This window comes from Microbacterium sp. CFH 31415, assembly GCF_022538185.1.
GTDB lineage: Bacteria > Actinomycetota > Actinomycetes > Actinomycetales > Microbacteriaceae > Microbacterium.
Genome location: NZ_JAKYXC010000001.1, coordinates 130,868 through 149,464 on the forward strand (window position 1 = coordinate 130,868; position 18,597 = coordinate 149,464).

Sequence of the window (18,597 nt, forward strand, 5' to 3'; positions counted from 1 at the left end):
TATCGACGGATGTCCCGGCATCCTGTTACTATACCGACCGGACGGTATAGAAACTGAGGATGACATGACCACCGCGACGATCGCCGAACGCCCCGTCGACGCAGGACAGCGCGTCGGGTGGCGCGGCTGGCTCGCGCTCGTGGTGCTGATGCTGCCCGTGCTGCTCGTCTCGGTCGACAACACCGTGCTGAGCTTCGCGCTGCCGGCGATCGCGCTCGATCTCGAGCCCACGAGCGCGCAGCAGCTGTGGATCATCGACGCGTACCCTCTCGTGCTGGCCGGACTGCTCGTCACGATGGGCGTGCTGGGCGATCGCTTCGGGCGGCGACGGATGCTGCTCATCGGCGCGACCGGGTTCGGCATCGTCTCGGCGCTCGCAGCGTTCGCCCCGACGGCCGCCCTCCTCATCGCGGCGCGCGCGGGCATGGGCGTCTTCGGCGCGATGCTGATGCCCTCCACGCTGTCCCTCCTGCGCACCGTGTTCGCGAACCGCGACCAGCGACGCCTCGCGATCGCGATCTGGGCCGCCGGGTTCTCGGCCGGTGCCGCACTCGGGCCCGTGGTGGGCGGCATCCTGCTCGAGCACTTCTCCTGGGGCTCGGTGTTCCTCATGGCCGTGCCGGTGCTCGTACCGCTCCTCGTCTTCGTGCCGCTGCTGGTGCCCGAGTCGCGCGATCCGCGCCCCGGCCGCATCGATCCGGTGAGCATCGCCCTCTCGATGGCCGCGCTCGTGCCGATCGTGTATGCGATCAAGGAGCTCGCGGTGCACGGCATCTCCGGGATCGCGCCGGTCCTCTTCGCCGTCGGCGCGCTGTTCGCCGTCCTCTTCGTGCGCCGGCAGCTTCGCCTCGAGACCCCCATGCTCGACATGGCGCTGTTCCGGCGCGGCTCCTTCAGCGGGGCGATCCTCGTCAACCTGCTGAGCGTCATCGCCCTGGTCGGCTTCCTGTTCTTCGTGGCGCAGCACCTGCAGCTCGTGGTCGGCCTGTCGCCGATGGAGGCCGGACTCGCGCTCGTTCCCGGACTCGTCGCCATGATCGCGGCAGGTCTGATCGTGGTGCCGCTCGCGAAGCGCTTCTCCTCGCGGATCATCGTGCCCGCGGGGCTGGCGGTGTCGGTGCTGGCCTATGTGACGATCGCCGTGACCGCGCAGGACGGCGAGGTGTGGGTGCTCGCCCTCGCGTTCGTCGCGCTGGGCGTCGGCATCGGCATGGCCGAGACCGTCTCGAACGAGCTGATCCTCTCGAGCGCACCTCCGGAGAAGGCCGGAGCCGCCAGCGCCGTGTCGGAGACGGCGTACGAGCTGGGCGCGGTGCTCGGCACCGCGGTGCTCGGAGGGCTGCTGACCGCGCTGTATCGCAGCAGCCTCGTGCTGCCCGACGGCCTTACCGCCGAGGCCGCCGACGCGGCGCGTGAGACGCTTGCCGGAGCGATCGCCGCCGGAAGCGGCCTCGAGCCGGGTCTGGCGGAGCAGTTGCGGGATGCCGCGGCCCGCGCATTCGACGCCGGCGTCGGCGTGACCGCGCTCATCGGCGCCGCGCTCATCGTGACGGCGGCCGTCATCGCGGCCACTACCCTGGAGAGGACCGCGTCCGCGTCCGAGCACTGAGCCCGGGAGCCGCCGGGCGCCCAGGCGAGGAGAGCAATGCCGCGCGTGCAGGATCCAGGTGTCGTGAAGCTGGCCGTCATCCCGGGCGACGGGATCGGCCCGGAGGTCATCGCCGAGGCCGAGAAGGTGCTCGACGCGGCGACGGCGGGAAGCGGCATCCGATTCGAGAAGACCCGATTCTCGCTGGGAGCCGCGCGGTTCCTCGACACCGGCGACACGCTCACCGACGCCGACCTCGACGCGATCAAGGAGCACGACGCGATCCTGCTCGGCGCCGTCGGCGGAGTGCCCGGCGACCCGCGTCTGAAGGACGCGAACATCGAGCGCGGCCTGCTGCTGAAGCTGCGCTTCGAACTCGACCACTACGTCAACCTGCGGCCGTCAAAGCTCTACCCGGGCGTTCCCGGCCCGCTCACCGAGCCCGGCGACATCGACTTCGTCGTCGTTCGCGAGGGCACCGAGGGGCCGTACGTGGGCAACGGCGGCTCGATCCGACGAGGCACGCCGCACGAGGTCGCGAACGAGACCTCCGTCAACACCGCCTTCGGCGTGGAGCGGATCGTGCGATACGCCTTCGACCTGGCCGAGCGCCGCGCGAAGAAGGTGACGCTCGTCCACAAGACGAACGTGCTCGTGCACGCCGGCGGCATCTGGAAGCGCATCGTCGACGCGGTGTCGGCGGAGCATCCGGAGGTGGCCGTAGACTACCTGCACGTCGACGCGGCCACCATCTTCCTGGTCACGAACCCGGGCCGTTTCGATGTGATCGTCACCGACAACCTCTTCGGCGACATCCTCACGGACCTGGCCGGCGCCGTCACGGGTGGCATCGGTCTCGCCGCATCGGGCAACATCAACCCCGACGGCGCGTTCCCCTCGATGTTCGAGCCCGTCCACGGTTCGGCGCCCGACATCGCGGGTCAGCAGTCGGCCGACCCCACGGCCGCGATCCTGTCGACCGCCCTGCTGCTCGATCATCTCGGGCTGCGGGCCGAGTCCGAGGCCGTCACCCGCGCGGTCGAGGCCGACATCGCCGACCGGGGCACGGTCACCCGCACCACGGCGCAGATCGGCGACTCCATCGCCGCCCGCCTCCGGGCGTAACCTGGAACCGGCAGGCGCCACCACACACTCAGCGGAACCCTCCGCAGGAAAGCAAGGCCCGTCATGACGCTCATCGACTCCGATCCCGACACCGGACTCGCCCCGCTCGAGTTCACCGTCAACCGCAATCTGCAGGCGAAGTCCGCAGAGCAGCGCGCCGAGATCCTCGCGAACCCCGGCTTCGGCACCAGCTTCACCGACCACATGGTCGACATCTGCTGGTCGACCGGCGGCGGCTGGCACCGCCCGCGCGTGCAGCCCTACGGCCCGCTCTCGCTCGACCCGGCCGCGGCGGTGCTGCACTACGGGCAGGAGATCTTCGAGGGCATCAAGGCCTACCGTCACGCGGACGGGTCGATCCACACCTTCCGCCCCGACCAGAACGGCCGCCGTCTGCAGCGCTCGGCGCGCCGGCTCGCGCTGCCCGAGCTGCCGGTGTCGTACTTCATCCAGTCGCTCCGTGAGCTCATCGCCGTTGACGGCGACTGGGTGCCTTCGGGCCCCGACCAGAGCCTCTACCTGCGCCCGTTCATGTTCGCGAAGGAGGCGTTCCTCGGCGTGCGACCCGCGCACAAGGTCGGCTACTACGTGATCGCATCGCCCGCGGGCGCGTACTTCACCGGCGGCGTGCGGCCCGTGTCGATCTGGCTCAGCGAGGACTACGCCCGAGCCGGCAAAGGCGGCACCGGGGCGGCCAAGACCGGCGGCAACTACGCCGCGTCGCTGCTTCCGCAGTCCGAGGCGTACGAGAACGAGTGCGACCAGGTCGTCTTCCTCGACCAGGACCGCAACGTCGAGGAGCTCGGCGGCATGAACGTCGTGTTCGTCTACAAGGACGGCACCATCGTGACCCCGCAGTCGGACTCGATCCTCGAGGGCATCACGCGCGACTCGATCCTCCAGCTCGCAATGGATCGCGGCCATAAGGTCGAGGGCCGGGCGGTCTCGTTCGACGAGTGGCGCGAGGGCGTAGCATCCGGGGACATCGTCGAGGTGTTCGCCTGCGGCACCGCCGCCGTCGTCACTCCGATCGGCCTGCTCAAGGGCCGCGACTTCGTCGACGAGCAGCCCATCGGCGAGCTTGCGCTCTCGCTGCGCGAGGAGCTGACCGACATCCAGTACGGCCGGCGCGAGGACAAGCACGGCTGGCTCTTGCGCCTCGACGCCTGACCTACGGCTCCGGATGCCCCGGCCCGTCCCACACGCGACGGCCGGGGCATCCGCGTTCCTTTCGTGCTCCTACTTGCTCCGCGAGACTGCAGTGGTGCACCGAGACCGCAGACGCTGGCTGCATTCTCGGCGCACCGATGCGGTCTCGCGGATCTGGGGGCGCGTAGGGGGCGTGGGGCCGGGCGCGCTTCGGGAGGGGTGGCTAGGCTGATCCGGTGAGGATCGCGCGCTTCAGCCACAACGACGCCATCAGGTTCGGAATCGTCGACCAGGGAGAGCTGGTCGTACTCGCGGGCGACCCGATGTTCGCGGGCTACGACACGACAGGGGAGCGCGTGCCGCTCGCCGACGTGGCGCTGCTGGCGCCGGTGATCCCGCGGTCCAAGCTCGTGTGCGTCGGCCGCAACTACCGCGATCACGCCGCCGAGATGGGCAACGACGTACCGTCCGCCCCTATGCTGTTCTTCAAGCCGAACACGTCGGTGATCGGCCCCGGCGACGCCGTCGTGCTGCCGAAGGGCTCGGACTTCATCAGCTTCGAGGGCGAGCTGGCCGCCGTGATCGGCCGCATCGCGAAGAACGTCCCCGCCGAGAACGCCCTCGACTACGTCTTCGGCTACACGATCGGCAACGACCTCACCGCCCGCGACTGGCAGAAGTCCGACGGGCAGTGGGCGCGGGCCAAGGGCTTCGACACGTCGTGCCCGCTCGGCCCCGCCATCGAGACCGAGTTCGACGTCCACGGGCCGGCGGTGATCACCACGCGCCTGAACGGCGAGGTGCGCCAGCAGGGTCCGATCTCCGACATGATCTTCTCGCTCGCCGACGTGATCGCTTACGCCTCGGCCGCGTTCACTCTCCTGCCGGGCGACGTCATCCTCACCGGCACGCCGGCCGGCGTGGGGCAGATCTCGGCGGGAGACACCGTCGAGGTCGAGATCAGCGGGCTCGGCATCCTGCGCAACACCGCGCGTGACGCGTGACTCCTGATGATCGTCGCATGACCGAGGCGGATGCGGCAGCCCTCCAGCCTGCGGCCGTCGCGGCGGTGCAGCGACGCACGGTCTGGGTGCTCTCGCTCGGCCAGATCCTCGGCGGCCTCGCCTTCGGCGCCACAGTCTCTCTCGGCGCCGTGCTGGCGGCTGAGCTCTCAGGCGACGACGCGTTCTCCGGGTTGGCTGCCGCCGCCGTCACGCTGGGCACGGCTGCCGTCGCCGTGCCGCTCGCCGCGTTCGCGAGCCGGCGCGGTCGCCGGCCGTCGCTCGCGATGGGCATGGCGATCGCGCTGGTCGGCGTCGTGCTGGTCGTCGTGGCGGCGGCGGTGCAGTTCTTCCCGCTCCTGCTCCTCGCGTTCGGGCTGGTCGGCGCCGGCCAGGCCGCGAATCTGCAGACCCGCTTCGCGGCGGCCGATCTCGCCACCGACGCGACGCGAGGACGCGACCTGTCGATCGTGGTGTGGGCGACGACGATCGGCGCGGTGCTCGGCCCGAACCTGACCGGCCCCGGCGAGGCGCTCGGTCAGGCGGTGGGGATGCCGGCACTCACCGGTCCGTATCTCATCACGGTCGTCGCCCAGCTGCTCGCCATCGCGGTCTACCTGTCAGCGCTCCGCCCCGACCCGCTGCTGCTGGCGTACCGGATCGTGGCCGCGGCGAAGGACACCGCGCGCGGGGCGATCGCCAAGCCCGACCAGCCAGTCGTGGCGCGGTACGCGATCTTCGCGGTCGCGGCGGCGCACGGCGTGATGGTGTCGGTCATGGCCATGACGCCCGTCCACCTCCTCCATCACGGGGCGTCGCTGTCGATCATCGGGCTCACGATCAGCCTGCACATCGCCGGCATGTTCGCCCTCTCCCCGGTCTTCGGCATCCTCGCCGACAGGGTCGGCCGCGTGCCGACGATCCTGATCGGCCAGGGTCTGCTCGCGGCATCCCTCGTCACCGCGTCCTTCGGGCAGGAGTCCACCGTCTCGGTGACGGTCGCCCTCGTGCTGCTCGGACTCGGCTGGAGCGCCACGACGGTGTCGGGATCGACGCTGCTGACCGAGGCATCGGCGGAAGGCCAGCGCACCCGGCGGCAGGGTCTGAGCGACCTGACCATGAGCCTGGTCGGCGCCGGCGGTGCGATCCTCGCCGGACTGGTGCTGTCGTGGATCGGATACGGCGGGCTCGCGCTCGCCGTCGGCGTCGCCGTCATCGCCACGGTGCTGCTGGCGCCCTTCGGCCGCCGCACACCGGTGTCCTCGGGGGGAGTCGAGTGATATCGATGACGACCGTGCCGGCGGTATATTCGCGACCGGGAATGCAGTTTTGTGACCTCGCCACAACGTTCCGCGCCGCGCGGGCGGGCATGCCCTAGCGTCGCTCCATGGGCACGACGGCGTCTGCGTATCTCACCGGCTTCGGCCGGTATCTTCCCGGCGAGCCGGTCGACAACGCCGGGATCGTGGCACGGCTCGGCGGCGACGACGCGGTCACCGAGCGCATCCGTCGCCGCGTGCTCGAGGCGAACGGCATCCGCACGCGGCACTACGCGCTCGACGGCGACGGCGAGCCGACCGAGCTGAACGAAGAGCTGGCCGTCAAGGCGCTGCGCGCCGCCCTCGACGACCGGGGGATGGATGCCGCAGACCTGCGCATGCTCGCGACCGCGACGACGATGGGCGACGTGCTCGTCCCCGGGTTCGCGTCGATGGTGCACGGGCGTCTGGGCGGCGGGCCGATGCAGCTGCTCTCCGCGTCGGGCGTGTGCGCGTCGAGCCTCGCCGCACTCGACGCCGCGGTCAGCAAGGTGCGCCTCGGGGACCATCCGCGGGTCGCCGTGGTGGGCTCGGAGCTCGCGAGCCGGAGCCTGCGGCAGACACGGTTCGACGGCATCCGTGCGGGCATGGATTCGCACTTCCTGCGCTGGATGCTGTCGGACGGTGCCGGTGCGGTCGTGGTCGAGTTCCAGCCTCACCCGAGTCGTCCGTCGCTGCGCGTGGACTGGGTGCGCCACGTCTCGCTCGCGCACGAGCACGACGTCTGCATGCGCGCGGGCATGGCCGGCATCGACCCGGTCGTGGGTCAGACCTGGCAGGACGTCCCGGTCGACGAGGCCGAAGCAGCCGGCATGTTCGTGCTCCGCCAGGACGTCAGCGTCCTCGACGACCTCGCGGGGGCGGGGCTGGCCCAGTTCGAGGAGCTCGTCGACATCGGCCTGGTCGACGTGCACCACCTCGACCATGTGCTGTGCCACTACAGCACCAACATGTTCCGCGACCTCGCCTTCGACGGGCTGCGCCGCCGCATCCCGACGCTCGACACCTCGCGGTGGTTCTCGAACCTCGAGACCTGCGGCAACACCGGCGCCGCGAGCATCTTCATCGCGCTCGAAGAGGCGTGGCGCAGCGGACGCTTCTCGCCCGGCGAGACCATCCTGCTGGCCGTCCCGGAGTCCGGCCGGTTCGCCTTCGCCTTCGCCCATCTGACCGTGGTCGCCCCGACCGAACAGCAAGGAGCCTCGACATGACGACCGACACGATCACCGCTCCCGCGACGCTCGCCGAACGGCTCGCCGCGGTGTGGGACGACTTCGAGACCCGCCTCGACGGGGTGCCGATCCTGCAGCGTCTCGCCGACGGCACAGTCACCATCGACGACTATCGACGCCTGCTTTTCAACCTGCGCCAGCAGGTGGTGGACGGCTCGCCGTGGATCTCGCGCGCCGCCGCCTCCTTCGACATCGCGCACTTCGATCTGCGCTCGGCGGCGATCCGCCACGCGGAGGAGGAGCACCGCGACTACCTCATGATCGAACGGGACTACGTCGCCGTCGGAGGCTCGCTCGCCGAGCTGCGTGCGGGCCGGAAGAACCTGGGCTCCGAGGCGCTGTCGGGATACATGTTCCATTACGCCGACCGGCCGAATCCGGTGGGGCTGCTCGGCGCCATGTTCATCATCGAAGGGCTGGGGGCGCGGCGAGCCGCCGGCTGGGCCACGCGGTTCCAGGAGGTCCTCGGGCTGGCCGACAGCCAGGTCCATTTCATGAAGTACCACCAGGATGCCGACGCCGAGCACACCGGCGACCTCGAGGCGATCCTGAACTCGGGGGCGATCGACCACGCGGCGGCCGATGAGATCGTCCGCTGCGCCGAAGTGGTGGCGCGGCTCTACGTCCTCCAGCTCGAGGAACTGGACCGCTGACGTGCCGGAGTTCGTGCGGTCTGATCCGAGCATGTGGGAGGCGGTGTACGCCGACCCTTCGATCCCGCTCGACCGTGCGCTCGTCCGGCAGATCATCGACGACCAGCGGCGGCCGTCGCGGCGATGGCTGTACCCTGTGGCGCGCCTCTTCTCCCGCCTTGTCGTCGCGCTGATCTCGATCGTCAAGCGCGTACTGCCATTCCGGTGGATGCCGCTCTCGACGATGGATTTCCTCTGCGTGTGGTTTCTGCGGCACTTCGTCTCGCCCGACGCCGTCGACCTGCTCATCCGCCACTTCGTGGTCGAGACGAATCTGGTGAACTTCATCATCCGCAACACTCCGATCGACATGGAGCCGGTGACACTGCGCCCCGAGACGCTCGCGGGTCTCGGGGACAACGCGGTGGTCGAGCACGACGTCAACGTCTACGACCTTCTGATCGCGCTCGATCCGGTGCCGCTGACGCGACCGGAGCACCTCGACTTCACCCAGCTCGACATCCCGCCCCTCGACGCCGAGCGGTATCGCCGACGCGTGCTGCGGCTCGACATCCAGACGGCGCTCTGCTTCATGAACATCCCGTTCTCGATGGCTCTCACCGTCGAGGAGTACCGCCGGGCGGTGCATTCGATCCGCTTCGACGACTCGTTCCTCGAGATCCTGGCGCTCGTGTGCGACGACGACACCTTCCGGCACTGGAAGGTCGGCGGGCTCAGCCTCTGGATGGACTCGAACGTGGATGTGCCGCAGATGGTCTTCCGGCACGCGCTGGTGTGCGAGTACGCGCACGCCCGTCTGGTGAAGCTCGCCGGCGGCGCCTACCCCCGCCAGACCCCGGCGGACTTCGACTGAGTGCGGAGGGGAGCGGTCCGGGCTCAGCGACCGAGCGCACGCAGCGCGAGGTCCACGTCGTCCTCGTCGTTGAAGACGTGGAAGGCGACGCGCGCGCGTCCGGCGCGACCGGACGCGACCACGCCTGCCACGGTGAGCGCCGCCAGATCGGTGCCGCCGGCGTCCGCCCACGTCACGATCGCACTCCCGCGCTCCGGGACATCGTGGCCCATCCCTCCGCGGAAGCGTCGCGCCAGGCCCGTCGTGTGCTCGTGCACCGCTCGCGCGTCGAGCGACGCGAACAGCGCGAGCGCGTGCTCGGCTCCGACGAATGCCTGCCAGGCGGGTGACACGTCGTAGCGCGTCGCATCGGCTGCGAGCTCCACTGCGCCGTAGCACGAGGTCCACGGGTCCGGTCCGGCGTACCAGCCGGCGAAGAGGGCCGGCATGTCGCTCTGCAGCCCCGGTGAGACGGTGAGGAACGAGACGCCTCGGGGTGCGCACAGCCATTTGTACGCGTGACAGATCAGGGCGTCGAAGCGCGATGCGTCGACCGGCAGCCACCCGATGGCCTGGGTGGCATCGCACAGTGTTCGCGCGCCGTGTGCGGCAGCGGCGGCGAGGATCGCATCGACGTCGGCGACCTCGCCCGTCGCGGACTGGACGAGGGAGAAGACCACGAGCGACGTGTCGGGACCGACCGCCCCGGCGAGATCGTCGAGCGCCGCTGTCCGCACCCGCAGGCCGCGGCCGGAGTGGACGAACGGGAGCACGATGGATGAGAAGTCCCCGTCCGCGATGAGCACCTCGGCTCCGTGGGGGAGTGACGCAGCCACCAGCGCGGCCGCGACGGAGGCCTGCGAGCCGATCGCCACGCGTTCGGCGCCGATCCCGACGAGGGTCGCGAAGTGCGCCCGGCTGCGCTCCACGGCTGCGGAGTAGGCCATCGGGTCCGGACGTCCAGCGGCCGCGGCATCCAGATCCGCAATGATGGCCGCACGACTCGCGCGAGTGGGAAGACCGACGGTGCATGCGGCGAGATAGCCGCGCCCTCCGGTGAACTGCGACCGTGCAGCGGTGAGCGTCGGGCGCGAGGATGCGGCGAGAGTGGGCATGACTCCAGGGTGATCCTCCGCAATGTATTCGTCTACGGGAGGTGATGGATGCGAATCATCATGGCAGGTTATGCTTCGCGCATGACCGTGTTCGATGACGTCGACATCGACCCTCATGCTCTGCGCGTCGTGAAGGCGATCGCCGATGAGGGTTCGATCACGAGAGCGGCCGTCGCGCTCGGCTACAGCCAGCCCGCCATCAGCCAACAGCTCAAGCGCCTCGAACTGAGGCTCGGGGTCCCACTCGTCGAGCGCGTGGGCCGCAGCGTGCGCCTGACCGAGGCCGGTCGGATCCTGGCGCGCCACGCGCCGGCGGTGACGACGGCACTGGATGCCGCGGCCGGCGAACTCGCCGAGCTGCGGGGCCTGCGCGCCGGGCGGGTGCGACTGGTGGGCTTCCCGTCCGCGTCGCCCACCGTCGTGCCGCGCCTGCTCGCCGAGCTCGAGGAGCGCCACACCGGAGTCACCGTCACGTACCTCGAGGCGGAGCCGCCGGAGGCGGTCGAGGCGGTGCGTGAGGACCGCGCCGACATCGCGCTGACCTTCAGCTACCCGGGCGACCGCGACGATCCTCACGGACCGAGCGCCCGTGGCCTCTCGGTCCGCACCGTGGGCACCGACGACCTCCTGGCGGTGCTGCCGGCGGGCCACCGTGCGGCCACGAGCCCGGTGGTCGACGTCGCCGGTCTCGCGGGGGAGAACTGGATCGCCGGGTGCCCTCGGTGCCGTGGACACCTCCTCGAGCTCTGCGCCCGCGCCGGATTCGAGCCGCACATCGCGTTCGAGACCGACAACTTCGTGGCGGTCGAGGGCCTCGTGGCGCAGGGGATCGGCGTCGCGACACTGCCGCGCATGGCCGTGGCATCCTTCCCCCAGCTGCCGGGAGTGGTCACGCTGCCGCTTCCTCAGACGGAGTCCCGGACGATTCACGTCGTCACGGCGCACGGTGCCGAGCGCGTGCCCGCCATTCGGATGACGCTCGCATCGATCACCCGCCTGCTCGACCACTCCGAAGAGGCGGGCCGCGTCGCGGAGGCGGCCGGTGGCGCCGGCATCGGCTGACTAAACTCGGAGGCGATGTCTTCCTCACCCGATCCCCGCACCACCACCGCGACCGGGGCGGACGTGCGCGTGCGCTTCTGCCCGTCGCCGACCGGCCTTCCGCACGTCGGTCTCATCCGCACCGTCCTGTTCAACTGGGCGTACGCGCGGCACAACGGCGGCAAGCTGGTCTTCCGCATCGAAGACACCGACGCCGCGCGCGACAGCGAGGAGAGCTACCAGCAGCTCCTGGATGCGCTGCGCTGGCTCGAGATCGACTGGGACGAGGGCGTCGAGGTCGGGGGACCGCACGCGCCGTACCGCCAGTCGCAGCGCCACGACATCTACCGTGAGGTGCTCGAGAAGCTCGTCCACGCCGGAGCTGTATACGAGAGCTACTCCACCGCGGAGGAGATCGACGCGCGCAACGAGGCCAACGGCCGTGCAAAGCAGCTCGGGTACGACAACCATGACCGCGACCTGACAGATGAGCAGAAGGCCGCCTTCCGGGCGGAGGGTCGAGAGCCGGCCTGGCGCCTGCGCGTGCCCGACGAAGACCTCACCTACGTGGACCTCATCCGCGGCGAGGTCACCTTCCCGGCCGGATCCTTCCCCGACTTCGTGCTCGTGCGCGCGGGAGGCGTGCCGCTCTACCCCTTCGTGAACCCAGTCGACGACGCGCTCATGGGCATCACGCACGTCATCCGCGGCGAAGACCTCATGCCGTCGACCGCGCGTCAGCTCGCGCTGTACCGCGCGCTCGTCGACGCAGGCGTGACCACATTCATCCCGCGCTTCGCCCACATGCCGCTCGTGCTCGGCGAAGTCGGCAACAAGAAGCTCTCCAAGCGCGACCCGAAGGCGGACCTCTTCCTCCAACGCGAGAAGGGCTTCATCCACGAGGGCCTGCTCAACTACCTCTCGCTTCTCGGCTGGTCGATCGCGCCGGATCGCGACGTGTTCTCGCTCGGCGAGCTCGTCGAGGCGTTCGACATCGTCGACGTGAATCCGAACCCCGCCCGCTTCGACCAGAAGAAGGCGGAGTCCATCAACGGAGATCACATCCGGATGCTGGAGCCCGCCGACTTCGCCGGCCGGCTGGTCCCGTACCTCGCGGCCGCGGGGCTGGTCAGCGAACCGCCGACGGCGCAGCAGCAGTCCGTCATCGAGTCGGCGGCACCGCTCGTGCAGGAGCGCATGCAGCTCCTGGGGGAGGCGCCCGGACTGCTCGGGTTCCTGCTGCGCGACCACGTCGCGTACGACGAGGACGCGCTGTCGAGCCTGCCGGCGAACGCGGGCGAGGTGCTCGTCGCATCGGTCCGCGCGCTCGAGGTCCTCGCCGAGGGCGGGTTCACGGCCGCCGCGATCCAGGAGGCGCTGTCGGCCGCCCTCATCGACGGGCTCGGGCTCAAACCCCGCGTCGCCTACGGTCCGTTGCGCGTCGCGCTCAGCGGTCGCCGCGTGTCGCCCCCGCTGTTCGAGTCGATGGAGCTGCTCGGCAAGGCCGAGACGATCCGCCGGCTGCGTGCTCTCCGCGAGCACCAGGGCTGACCCACCGCGCTCGGTTTGGCTCACGTGCCGCGGTCGTCTAGACTTGATCCTCGGCACGACTTCGGTCGAAACGCCTTGGGGTATGGTGTAATTGGCAACACGGCTGATTCTGGTTCAGTTGTTCTTGGTTCGAGTCCAGGTACCCCAGCAGTAGTCTTCGCAGGATTCCGCAGCAGATTCCATGCTCGTGTCGGGGTCACTTCGCCGGCCTGAAGGCCCGCGTCCACGTACTCGTCCGTGTTCGCAGAGACGGACGAACGGGAGCCGTTCGCATGCCCGCTGCCGCTGTTCAGACGCCGTTGCTGCGGCGGGCGGCCGCGCGTCGAACGAAGAAGAAGATGAGCGTGCCTACGAAGAGGATCACGCCGATGACGCCCAGCCAGAGCAGGCCCTCGAGAGCGAACCCCACTACCGCCAGGATGGCCCACACCACCAGGAGGATCACGATCACAGTTGCCATCTCCCCACGCTACTCGCGCGGATCGCGCGTGGGTAGGGCACGACCAATCCGGTGACACGTTGCCACTTCGCGCGTGATCGCTCCGAACCTGTGAGTCGCACATGTGGGAGGCGTAGCGTCCGGCGTATGGACACGAACACACGCGCGAGCGGCGCACACTCCGCGACGCTGGGCCTGGCATCGGTGATGGTCGCTTCACTGCCGGCTGCGCTGATGACCGAGGCGGCGCCTGACCGATACACGGTGGAAGCCGTGTTCACCCGTCGCCCGGAGAAAGACGAAGTGGCGGAGATTGTGGGCACCCGGACGCGTGATGTTCTCGTCAGTGCGGGGTATCCGACGGTGGCATTGGCGGTCGCCGACCGACGCCTGGTGATCGCCGACACGAATCTGGAGGAGTTGCGCGACGGGCTGGCGGCCGTCATCGCCGACCGACTCGCCGCGATCAGCACGCAGATCCATGCGAGGCAGGATGCTGCCGCGATCCTGTTCGAGGAGGCGGCCATGCGCGAGCACACACGTGCCGCAGCTGTCACCGCCCTCGCGGAGTCGATCGCATTCGAGGGTTCGCCGACCGCAGCGAACCCCCGGCCCGGCGCGACGGATGCCCCTTCTTCCGGCAACGAGGACAGCGGACAGATCGCCGATTGGAGCAGCGAAGGCGGGCACGGGCGTTACGCGCGAGCGTGACCGAGGACCACGGTGGCGCGAGGGCTCCGGGCCGTGAGCGTGGCAGCTCCACCGGCTGCACGCGCTGGCCGAGCTATGGGACGAGGCGCGCAAGAAGCTCATCGACCTCGATCGAGCCCACACCGATGCGCGAGTCCCCGATGCCGATCGGGATCCAGATCAGGTCGTCCTTGATGAGCCCGCCGCAGGAGTACACGACGTTCGGCGTATAGCCGTCGCGGCGCTCGTCGAGCGGCTGCAGGATCGGTGTCGCCGTCCGTCCGAGGACGATCGTCGGATCGTCCCGGTCCAGAAGGAGCGCTCCGAGAGAGTAGGTGCGCATCGGGCCGACGCCGTGCGTCAGGACGATCCAGCCGTGGGAGGTCTCGAGCGGCGGTCCGCAGTTGCCCGTCTGCACCATCTCCCAGGGCTGCTCCGGTGCGTGGATCTTGTCGAGCTGGTCCCAGATCACGCCGTCCTGCGACTGCGCCAGTGAGATGCTCTCACCGCCGGTTCGGCTCAGGGCGAGATACCTGCCACCCACGGGGCGCGGGAAGAGCGCCATCCCCTTGTCCTGGGCGGCCCCGCCGGTCAGGCGATGGATGTCGAATTCACGCAGATCGTCGGTGACGATCAAACGAAGTGCGATGTCGCGACCGTCGTACGCGGTGTACGTCCCGCGGTACTGCGTGGCGCCGGTGAGGTCGGTGAATCGCACAAGCCGTGCGTCCTCCATACCGTGACGTTCCTCGGCCGTCACGGGCGTGAGCACGCGTTGACTGAGCGCGGTCTCGGGAGCGAACGCGGCGCGATAAGCGGCGTTCCTCAGCTCGCGCAGCGCCTCGATCTGCCGAGCGCTGTCCGCCCGCCTCGTCAGCGCGCTGGGCAGGCGGGCGATCGACGCCTCGAGGTCGGAGATCGTGAATCGCTCCGGAAGAGCCTGCACCACGCTCTGCGAGATCTCAGTGGCGATGCCTTCCTCCTCCGCCGCTGCACGGAAATGTGCGATGCTCCACTCCGCTTCTCGGATCCGCGCTCGCCAGAGCGGCCTCTCACGCTCCTGGAACACCCAGTTCCGGCCCGGACCGATGATCGCTTCGGCGAATTCGATGCAGGAGCGGTGCCCTTCCCCGATCGACCTGAGGGTGAGAGCGACGCGCAGCTGACCGGGATCCAGGCCTGTCTGGTCGGGGTGCTCGACCGCACTGGGGTTGCACAGCGCAGCACCCTCCACCGCATACTCGGAGGTGAAAGCGGCGCCGAGCACCAGCCGTCGCGCGACGCTGATCTCGACCGATTCCGGTAGACGCGAACTCACGATGTCGGCGTTGCTCAGGAACACATTGCGGACATCGGGATGCCGGGAGCCGAAGTCGCGGGCGAGCTCGGCGGCGAGCTCGTCTGCCTCGCCGGTGGTCATCGCCATCACGCGCGCGGTGATCTCGGCAGCGCGAGAGCGGTGGGCGGACCACTCCTCGCCCGGAAGGAACAGCTGCGCGATCACTCGTTCAGGCTGAGCCGCAAGTTCCGCCGCATGCACACGAACGGTCATCGCCCGTCCCCCTCGCGGTGTCGGAGTGCCTGCTGGTAGGTGCTCAGTGCGGCCAAGGTCGATTCCGCCCCGCGATTCTCGTTTCGCCCACCCGGTTCGAGCCCGTCGAAACCGGCGCCGGTCTGGTCATCGAACATGATCACTCCGGCGTCGTTGAGACCAGTGAACCAGCGCCACGCCATCGCAATGGGGGGTAGCCACGCGCTGCTGCCCGTCACCGCGTAGGCACGAGCGCACGCGTCCGCGAATGCGGCGAGCTCGATGGGCTGCTGATCGAAGAATGGCCCCACGTCGCCCGGCCCGCGCCCACCCGTCCCGGTCACGGAGAATCGGTCGTGCGACGTCTCCACGGATAGCAGGAACTCGAGCATCCGCAGGCCCCTCGCCGTGGCATCCGCATCATCGACGGCCTGCCCCGCAGCCATAAGTGCTTCCGCAATGGAGGCGTTTCCGTAGGTGAGCCGGCGTTCGGGCCAGATCCACGCAGGATCGTCCGGCACGGGGACGGCGGCCACGAACTCTCGCAGCAGGGTGCGGGCGATGTGATCATCCGAACGCACCCGCACGATCTCAGCGGCTCCGAGCGCTGCGAAGGCCAGGGTTCGCAGGCTCGTCGACCGCTGGCGCGCGGCGATGCGGAAAGTCCGCAGCGCCCGAGTCCGTGTCCAGGGATCGCCCCTCTGGGCGGCGACCGTGCCGAGCGCCCACAGCAGCCGTCCCCACCAGTCGCCCATGGTCGGCGCGTCGGACCAGTCCCCGGTGGCGCTCATGCGATTGTGCGCGAGTCCGTCGGCGCGCACCGCCGACTCCAGGAAGCGCAGATAGATCGCGGCGAGTTTTCGGAGGTCGGCGGTCTGCTGCGGTTCGCGAGTGACCACGATCAGCGCCCGGGCCACGTCATCGACGCAGTATCCGTGCTCACGGCGTGGCGCGTCCAGGCGGGCATGCTCGAAGATCCCGTTGTGATCCGTGAGTACGCCCAGGTGCTCATATGACGGAGCGTCCATCATGCTGCGCGCGCGGCGAGGAGTCTCGCGGTGAGGACGCGGTAACGGTCGGCGACTGCGGACCACGTCGTCTCGTGTGCTTCACGGAGGGCCGTCTCGCGCATGCGGTCGGCGACGGACGGGCCGGTGAGGATCTCGCGGAGCGCATTCGCGATGGAGTCCGGATGCTGGTGGCGGACGATCGTCCCGGCTCCGCCCGACAGCAGCTCCACTGCGTGGGGAAAGGGCGTGGCGACCACGGGAACGCCGGCTGCCACAGCCTCGGCGAGCACGCCGGACGTCGCCTGGTCGACCGAATCGTACGGCAGAAGCACCGCATCCGCGGAGGCGATGAGCGCGGCGAGCTGTGCGGCATCGAGATAGCGGCCGTCGAGGTGCACGGACGAATCGAGCCCCAGCTCAGCCGCGAGAGCCGTGAGCATGGTCCGGTAGTTCTCGCCCGCGTGGGCGAGAACCTTGGGGTGTGTCTGTCCGGCGACGATGTACTCGACCGGAGGCGTGACGTCCGTGAGCTCGGCCATGGCGCGGATGCCCCATTCGAGGCCCTTGCCCGGTGAGAGGAGCCCCCACGTGACGACGCGGCGGCCGCTGTGCGGCACCGACTCGCTGAGGCCCACATGCTGAACACCGTGCGGGATGACGTGGACGCGGCCGAGATCGACCGCATAGCACGCACCGAGGTTCTCGCGGGCCCGGGTGGTCATGACGACGACCACCGAGGCGAGCCGGCATACCTCGATGAGCACCTCGCGCTGATGCGGCGTGGGGGCGACGAGGACGGTGTGGAGCACGACGATCGTCGGGATCGTCATCGCGGCGAGCACCTCGAGAACCTGGTCCCCGTCGCGTCCGCCGAAGATCCCGTACTCATGCTGCACGATCGCAACATCGCACGCGTTCAACGTCGAGGTCGCCCGTACCGTGCTGACCCTGTCATCCGCGATCAGGTCGGTGCGCACGCGAGACCGAGCGCGGACGTCGCGCGGTGAGCGATCCTCCGGCTGGTCGAGCACCCGCACGATCGTGCCCTCCTCGTCGCCGACGAGGACCAAGGCGTCGGAGAGGGACTCGGTGAAGGTGGCCAGACCGCAGCGGGTAGGCGGAAACGTGCTGAGGAATCCATAGCGTGTCATGCTGACGCTCTCTGTGGTGCCCGGGCGATACCGCTCCGGGCGATGGCGAGACGTCTGCCAACGGCATCCCTCGTGGGACCGCGCCCTCATCGCCGCAGTCCGGTTCACGCCCGAGTCCACGACCGGGCGCTGTGGTCGTCACCGTACGCGCCCGACCTGTACGCGCGCCCAGGGTCGCTGATTCAGCACAGAATGGTAGGCGCGCAGGTACTCGTCGACCATCCGTTCGACGCCGAATCGGGCGACGGCGCGATCGTGCACGTGACGACGGTCGAGTGACTCGACGGCCGGCAGCGCCGAGAGGGCCTCCTCGATCGAAGTCACCGCAGTGCCGGTCACCCCCTCGTCGAGGACCTCGGCCATCGACCCGCGGCGATACGCGAGAACAGGGGTGCCGCACATCATGGATTCGATGACGGAGAGCCCGAACGGCTCGTCGAACTCGGCCGGGTGGAGCAACGCGGCGGCGTATCCGAGAACTCGCGCGCGTTCGTCGGCTCCCACATCGCCGAGGAAGGCGACGCGCTCGCCGTCCACGTGCGGTTCCACCTCGGCGTGGAAGTAGTCGGCGTCCTGAACGAGTCCGCAGATGACAAGGCGTCGACCGGCGCGCCGCGCGATCTCGATCGCCGTCGCGGTGCCCTTGTCGGGGTGGATGCGCCCGAACGACACCAGATAGTCGTCCGGCTCGGTGACAAAGGGGAGTTCTCCCGGGTCGATCCCGTGGTGGATCGTGGCGAGATAATCCAGCTCGGGGGAGCGGTCCGCGTCAGAGATCGAGACGAACGCCGAACTCGAGGCGATGTACGCGGGCAGGATCGCTGGCCCTGAGAAGCCGTGGACGGTGGTGATCATCGGCGCCTGCCACTGCGCGGTGAGCGCCAGCGGAAGCCAATCGACGTGGTTGTGCACCAGGTCGAACTCGCCCGAGCGCTTCAGTGCGTGAGCGATGTGCAGCGCCTCCCATACCCGGCCATCCATCGACGGGTCCTGCGCGTAGCCGTGCTCCGCGACGGCTTCCAACCGGGCACCGGTGATGGAGTCACCGGTGGCGAACAACGTGACCTCGACTCCGCGGCGGACAAGGCCCTCGGTGAGAAGGCTCGTCACGCGCTCCCACGGACCGTAGCTCACCGGGGGCGTTCGCCAGGCGATGGGCCCCAGCATCGC

17 protein-coding genes and 1 tRNA gene are annotated in these 18,597 nt (G+C 69.5%); 12 read left to right on the forward strand and 6 right to left on the reverse strand.

Annotated elements, in window-relative coordinates; translation table 11 throughout:
- Positions 1-64 precede the first annotated feature (64 nt).
- The 8 genes from MK786_RS00645 to MK786_RS00680 all read left to right on the forward strand — a co-directional run bounded on the left by MK786_RS00645 (position 65) and on the right by MK786_RS00680 (position 8,920).
- Positions 65-1,609 carry an MFS transporter gene (locus MK786_RS00645; RefSeq protein WP_241110335.1) on the forward strand — a complete coding sequence of 515 codons (1,545 nt, stop codon included), beginning with the start codon at positions 65-67 and terminating at the stop codon, positions 1,607-1,609.
- 36 nt (positions 1,610-1,645) lie between these two features.
- The gene (locus MK786_RS00650; protein ID WP_241110336.1) at positions 1,646-2,713 is read left to right on the forward strand and encodes a 3-isopropylmalate dehydrogenase; all 1,068 of its coding nucleotides are present in this window, start codon (positions 1,646-1,648) and stop codon (positions 2,711-2,713) included.
- 63 nt (positions 2,714-2,776) lie between these two features.
- Positions 2,777-3,883 carry a branched-chain amino acid aminotransferase gene (locus MK786_RS00655; RefSeq protein ID WP_241110337.1) on the forward strand — a complete coding sequence of 369 codons (1,107 nt, stop codon included), beginning with the start codon at positions 2,777-2,779 and terminating at the stop codon, positions 3,881-3,883.
- 215 nt (positions 3,884-4,098) lie between these two features.
- On the forward strand, positions 4,099-4,866 hold the full coding sequence (locus MK786_RS00660; protein ID WP_241110338.1) for a fumarylacetoacetate hydrolase family protein: 768 nt from the start codon (positions 4,099-4,101) through the stop codon (positions 4,864-4,866).
- A 17-nt stretch (positions 4,867-4,883) separates the two neighbouring features.
- Positions 4,884-6,143, forward strand: coding sequence for an MFS transporter (locus MK786_RS00665; protein ID WP_241110339.1), 1,260 nt, complete (start codon positions 4,884-4,886; stop codon positions 6,141-6,143).
- A gap of 107 nt (positions 6,144-6,250) precedes the next feature.
- Positions 6,251-7,393: a 3-oxoacyl-[acyl-carrier-protein] synthase III C-terminal domain-containing protein gene (locus MK786_RS00670; RefSeq protein ID WP_241110340.1), complete on the forward strand. Its 1,143-nt coding sequence runs from the start codon at positions 6,251-6,253 to the stop codon at positions 7,391-7,393.
- Positions 7,390-8,067 carry an iron-containing redox enzyme family protein gene (locus tag MK786_RS00675; protein ID WP_241110341.1) on the forward strand — a complete coding sequence of 226 codons (678 nt, stop codon included), beginning with the start codon at positions 7,390-7,392 and terminating at the stop codon, positions 8,065-8,067. Before MK786_RS00670 ends, MK786_RS00675 begins: the two co-directional genes overlap by 4 nt.
- 13 nt (positions 8,068-8,080) lie before the next feature.
- A complete protein-coding gene (locus tag MK786_RS00680) occupies positions 8,081-8,920 on the forward strand; it encodes a hypothetical protein (RefSeq protein ID WP_374200392.1) in 840 nt (279 codons plus the stop codon).
- 23 nt (positions 8,921-8,943) lie between these two features.
- On the opposite strand, the gene MK786_RS00685 is transcribed toward MK786_RS00680, so the two are convergent.
- Positions 8,944-10,014 (reverse strand): aminotransferase class V-fold PLP-dependent enzyme, encoded by a 1,071-nt coding sequence (locus tag MK786_RS00685; protein WP_241110343.1) that lies wholly within the window; start codon positions 10,012-10,014, stop codon positions 8,944-8,946.
- Positions 10,015-10,095: 81 nt separating this feature from the next.
- Between MK786_RS00685 and MK786_RS00690 the strand changes: the two genes are divergently transcribed.
- The 3 genes from MK786_RS00690 (at position 10,096) to MK786_RS00700 (ending at position 12,754) form a co-directional block, all read left to right on the forward strand.
- The gene (locus MK786_RS00690) at positions 10,096-11,076 is read left to right on the forward strand and encodes a LysR family transcriptional regulator (protein ID WP_241110344.1); all 981 of its coding nucleotides are present in this window, start codon (positions 10,096-10,098) and stop codon (positions 11,074-11,076) included.
- Positions 11,077-11,091: 15 nt separating this feature from the next.
- Positions 11,092-12,606, forward strand: coding sequence for a glutamate--tRNA ligase (gltX, locus tag MK786_RS00695; RefSeq protein ID WP_241110345.1), 1,515 nt, complete (start codon positions 11,092-11,094; stop codon positions 12,604-12,606).
- 76 nt (positions 12,607-12,682) lie between these two features.
- Positions 12,683-12,754: transfer RNA gene (locus MK786_RS00700), tRNA-Gln, on the forward strand.
- Between the two features lie 141 nt (positions 12,755-12,895).
- Here the strand turns inward: MK786_RS00700 and MK786_RS00705 are convergent.
- Positions 12,896-13,066, reverse strand: coding sequence for a hypothetical protein (locus MK786_RS00705; protein WP_241110346.1), 171 nt, complete (start codon positions 13,064-13,066; stop codon positions 12,896-12,898).
- 126 nt (positions 13,067-13,192) lie between these two features.
- Between MK786_RS00705 and MK786_RS00710 the strand changes: the two genes are divergently transcribed.
- Positions 13,193-13,756 carry a hypothetical protein gene (locus MK786_RS00710; RefSeq protein WP_241110347.1) on the forward strand — a complete coding sequence of 188 codons (564 nt, stop codon included), beginning with the start codon at positions 13,193-13,195 and terminating at the stop codon, positions 13,754-13,756.
- Positions 13,757-13,829: 73 nt separating this feature from the next.
- Here MK786_RS00710 and MK786_RS00715 read toward each other — a convergent pair whose 3' ends face one another.
- The 4 genes from MK786_RS00715 to MK786_RS00730 form a co-directional block, all read right to left on the reverse strand.
- Complete coding sequence (locus MK786_RS00715) at positions 13,830-15,239, reverse strand: glycoside hydrolase family 130 protein (protein ID WP_241110348.1); 1,410 nt, start codon at positions 15,237-15,239, stop codon at positions 13,830-13,832.
- A 44-nt stretch (positions 15,240-15,283) separates the two neighbouring features.
- Positions 15,284-16,183 (reverse strand): glycosyltransferase, encoded by a 900-nt coding sequence (locus MK786_RS00720; RefSeq protein ID WP_241110349.1) that lies wholly within the window; start codon positions 16,181-16,183, stop codon positions 15,284-15,286.
- Between the two features lie 110 nt (positions 16,184-16,293).
- Complete coding sequence (locus MK786_RS00725; protein ID WP_241110350.1) at positions 16,294-17,427, reverse strand: glycosyltransferase; 1,134 nt, start codon at positions 17,425-17,427, stop codon at positions 16,294-16,296.
- Between the two features lie 138 nt (positions 17,428-17,565).
- The gene (locus MK786_RS00730; RefSeq protein WP_241110351.1) at positions 17,566-18,594 is read right to left on the reverse strand and encodes a glycosyltransferase family 4 protein; all 1,029 of its coding nucleotides are present in this window, start codon (positions 18,592-18,594) and stop codon (positions 17,566-17,568) included.
- Positions 18,595-18,597 lie beyond the last annotated feature (3 nt).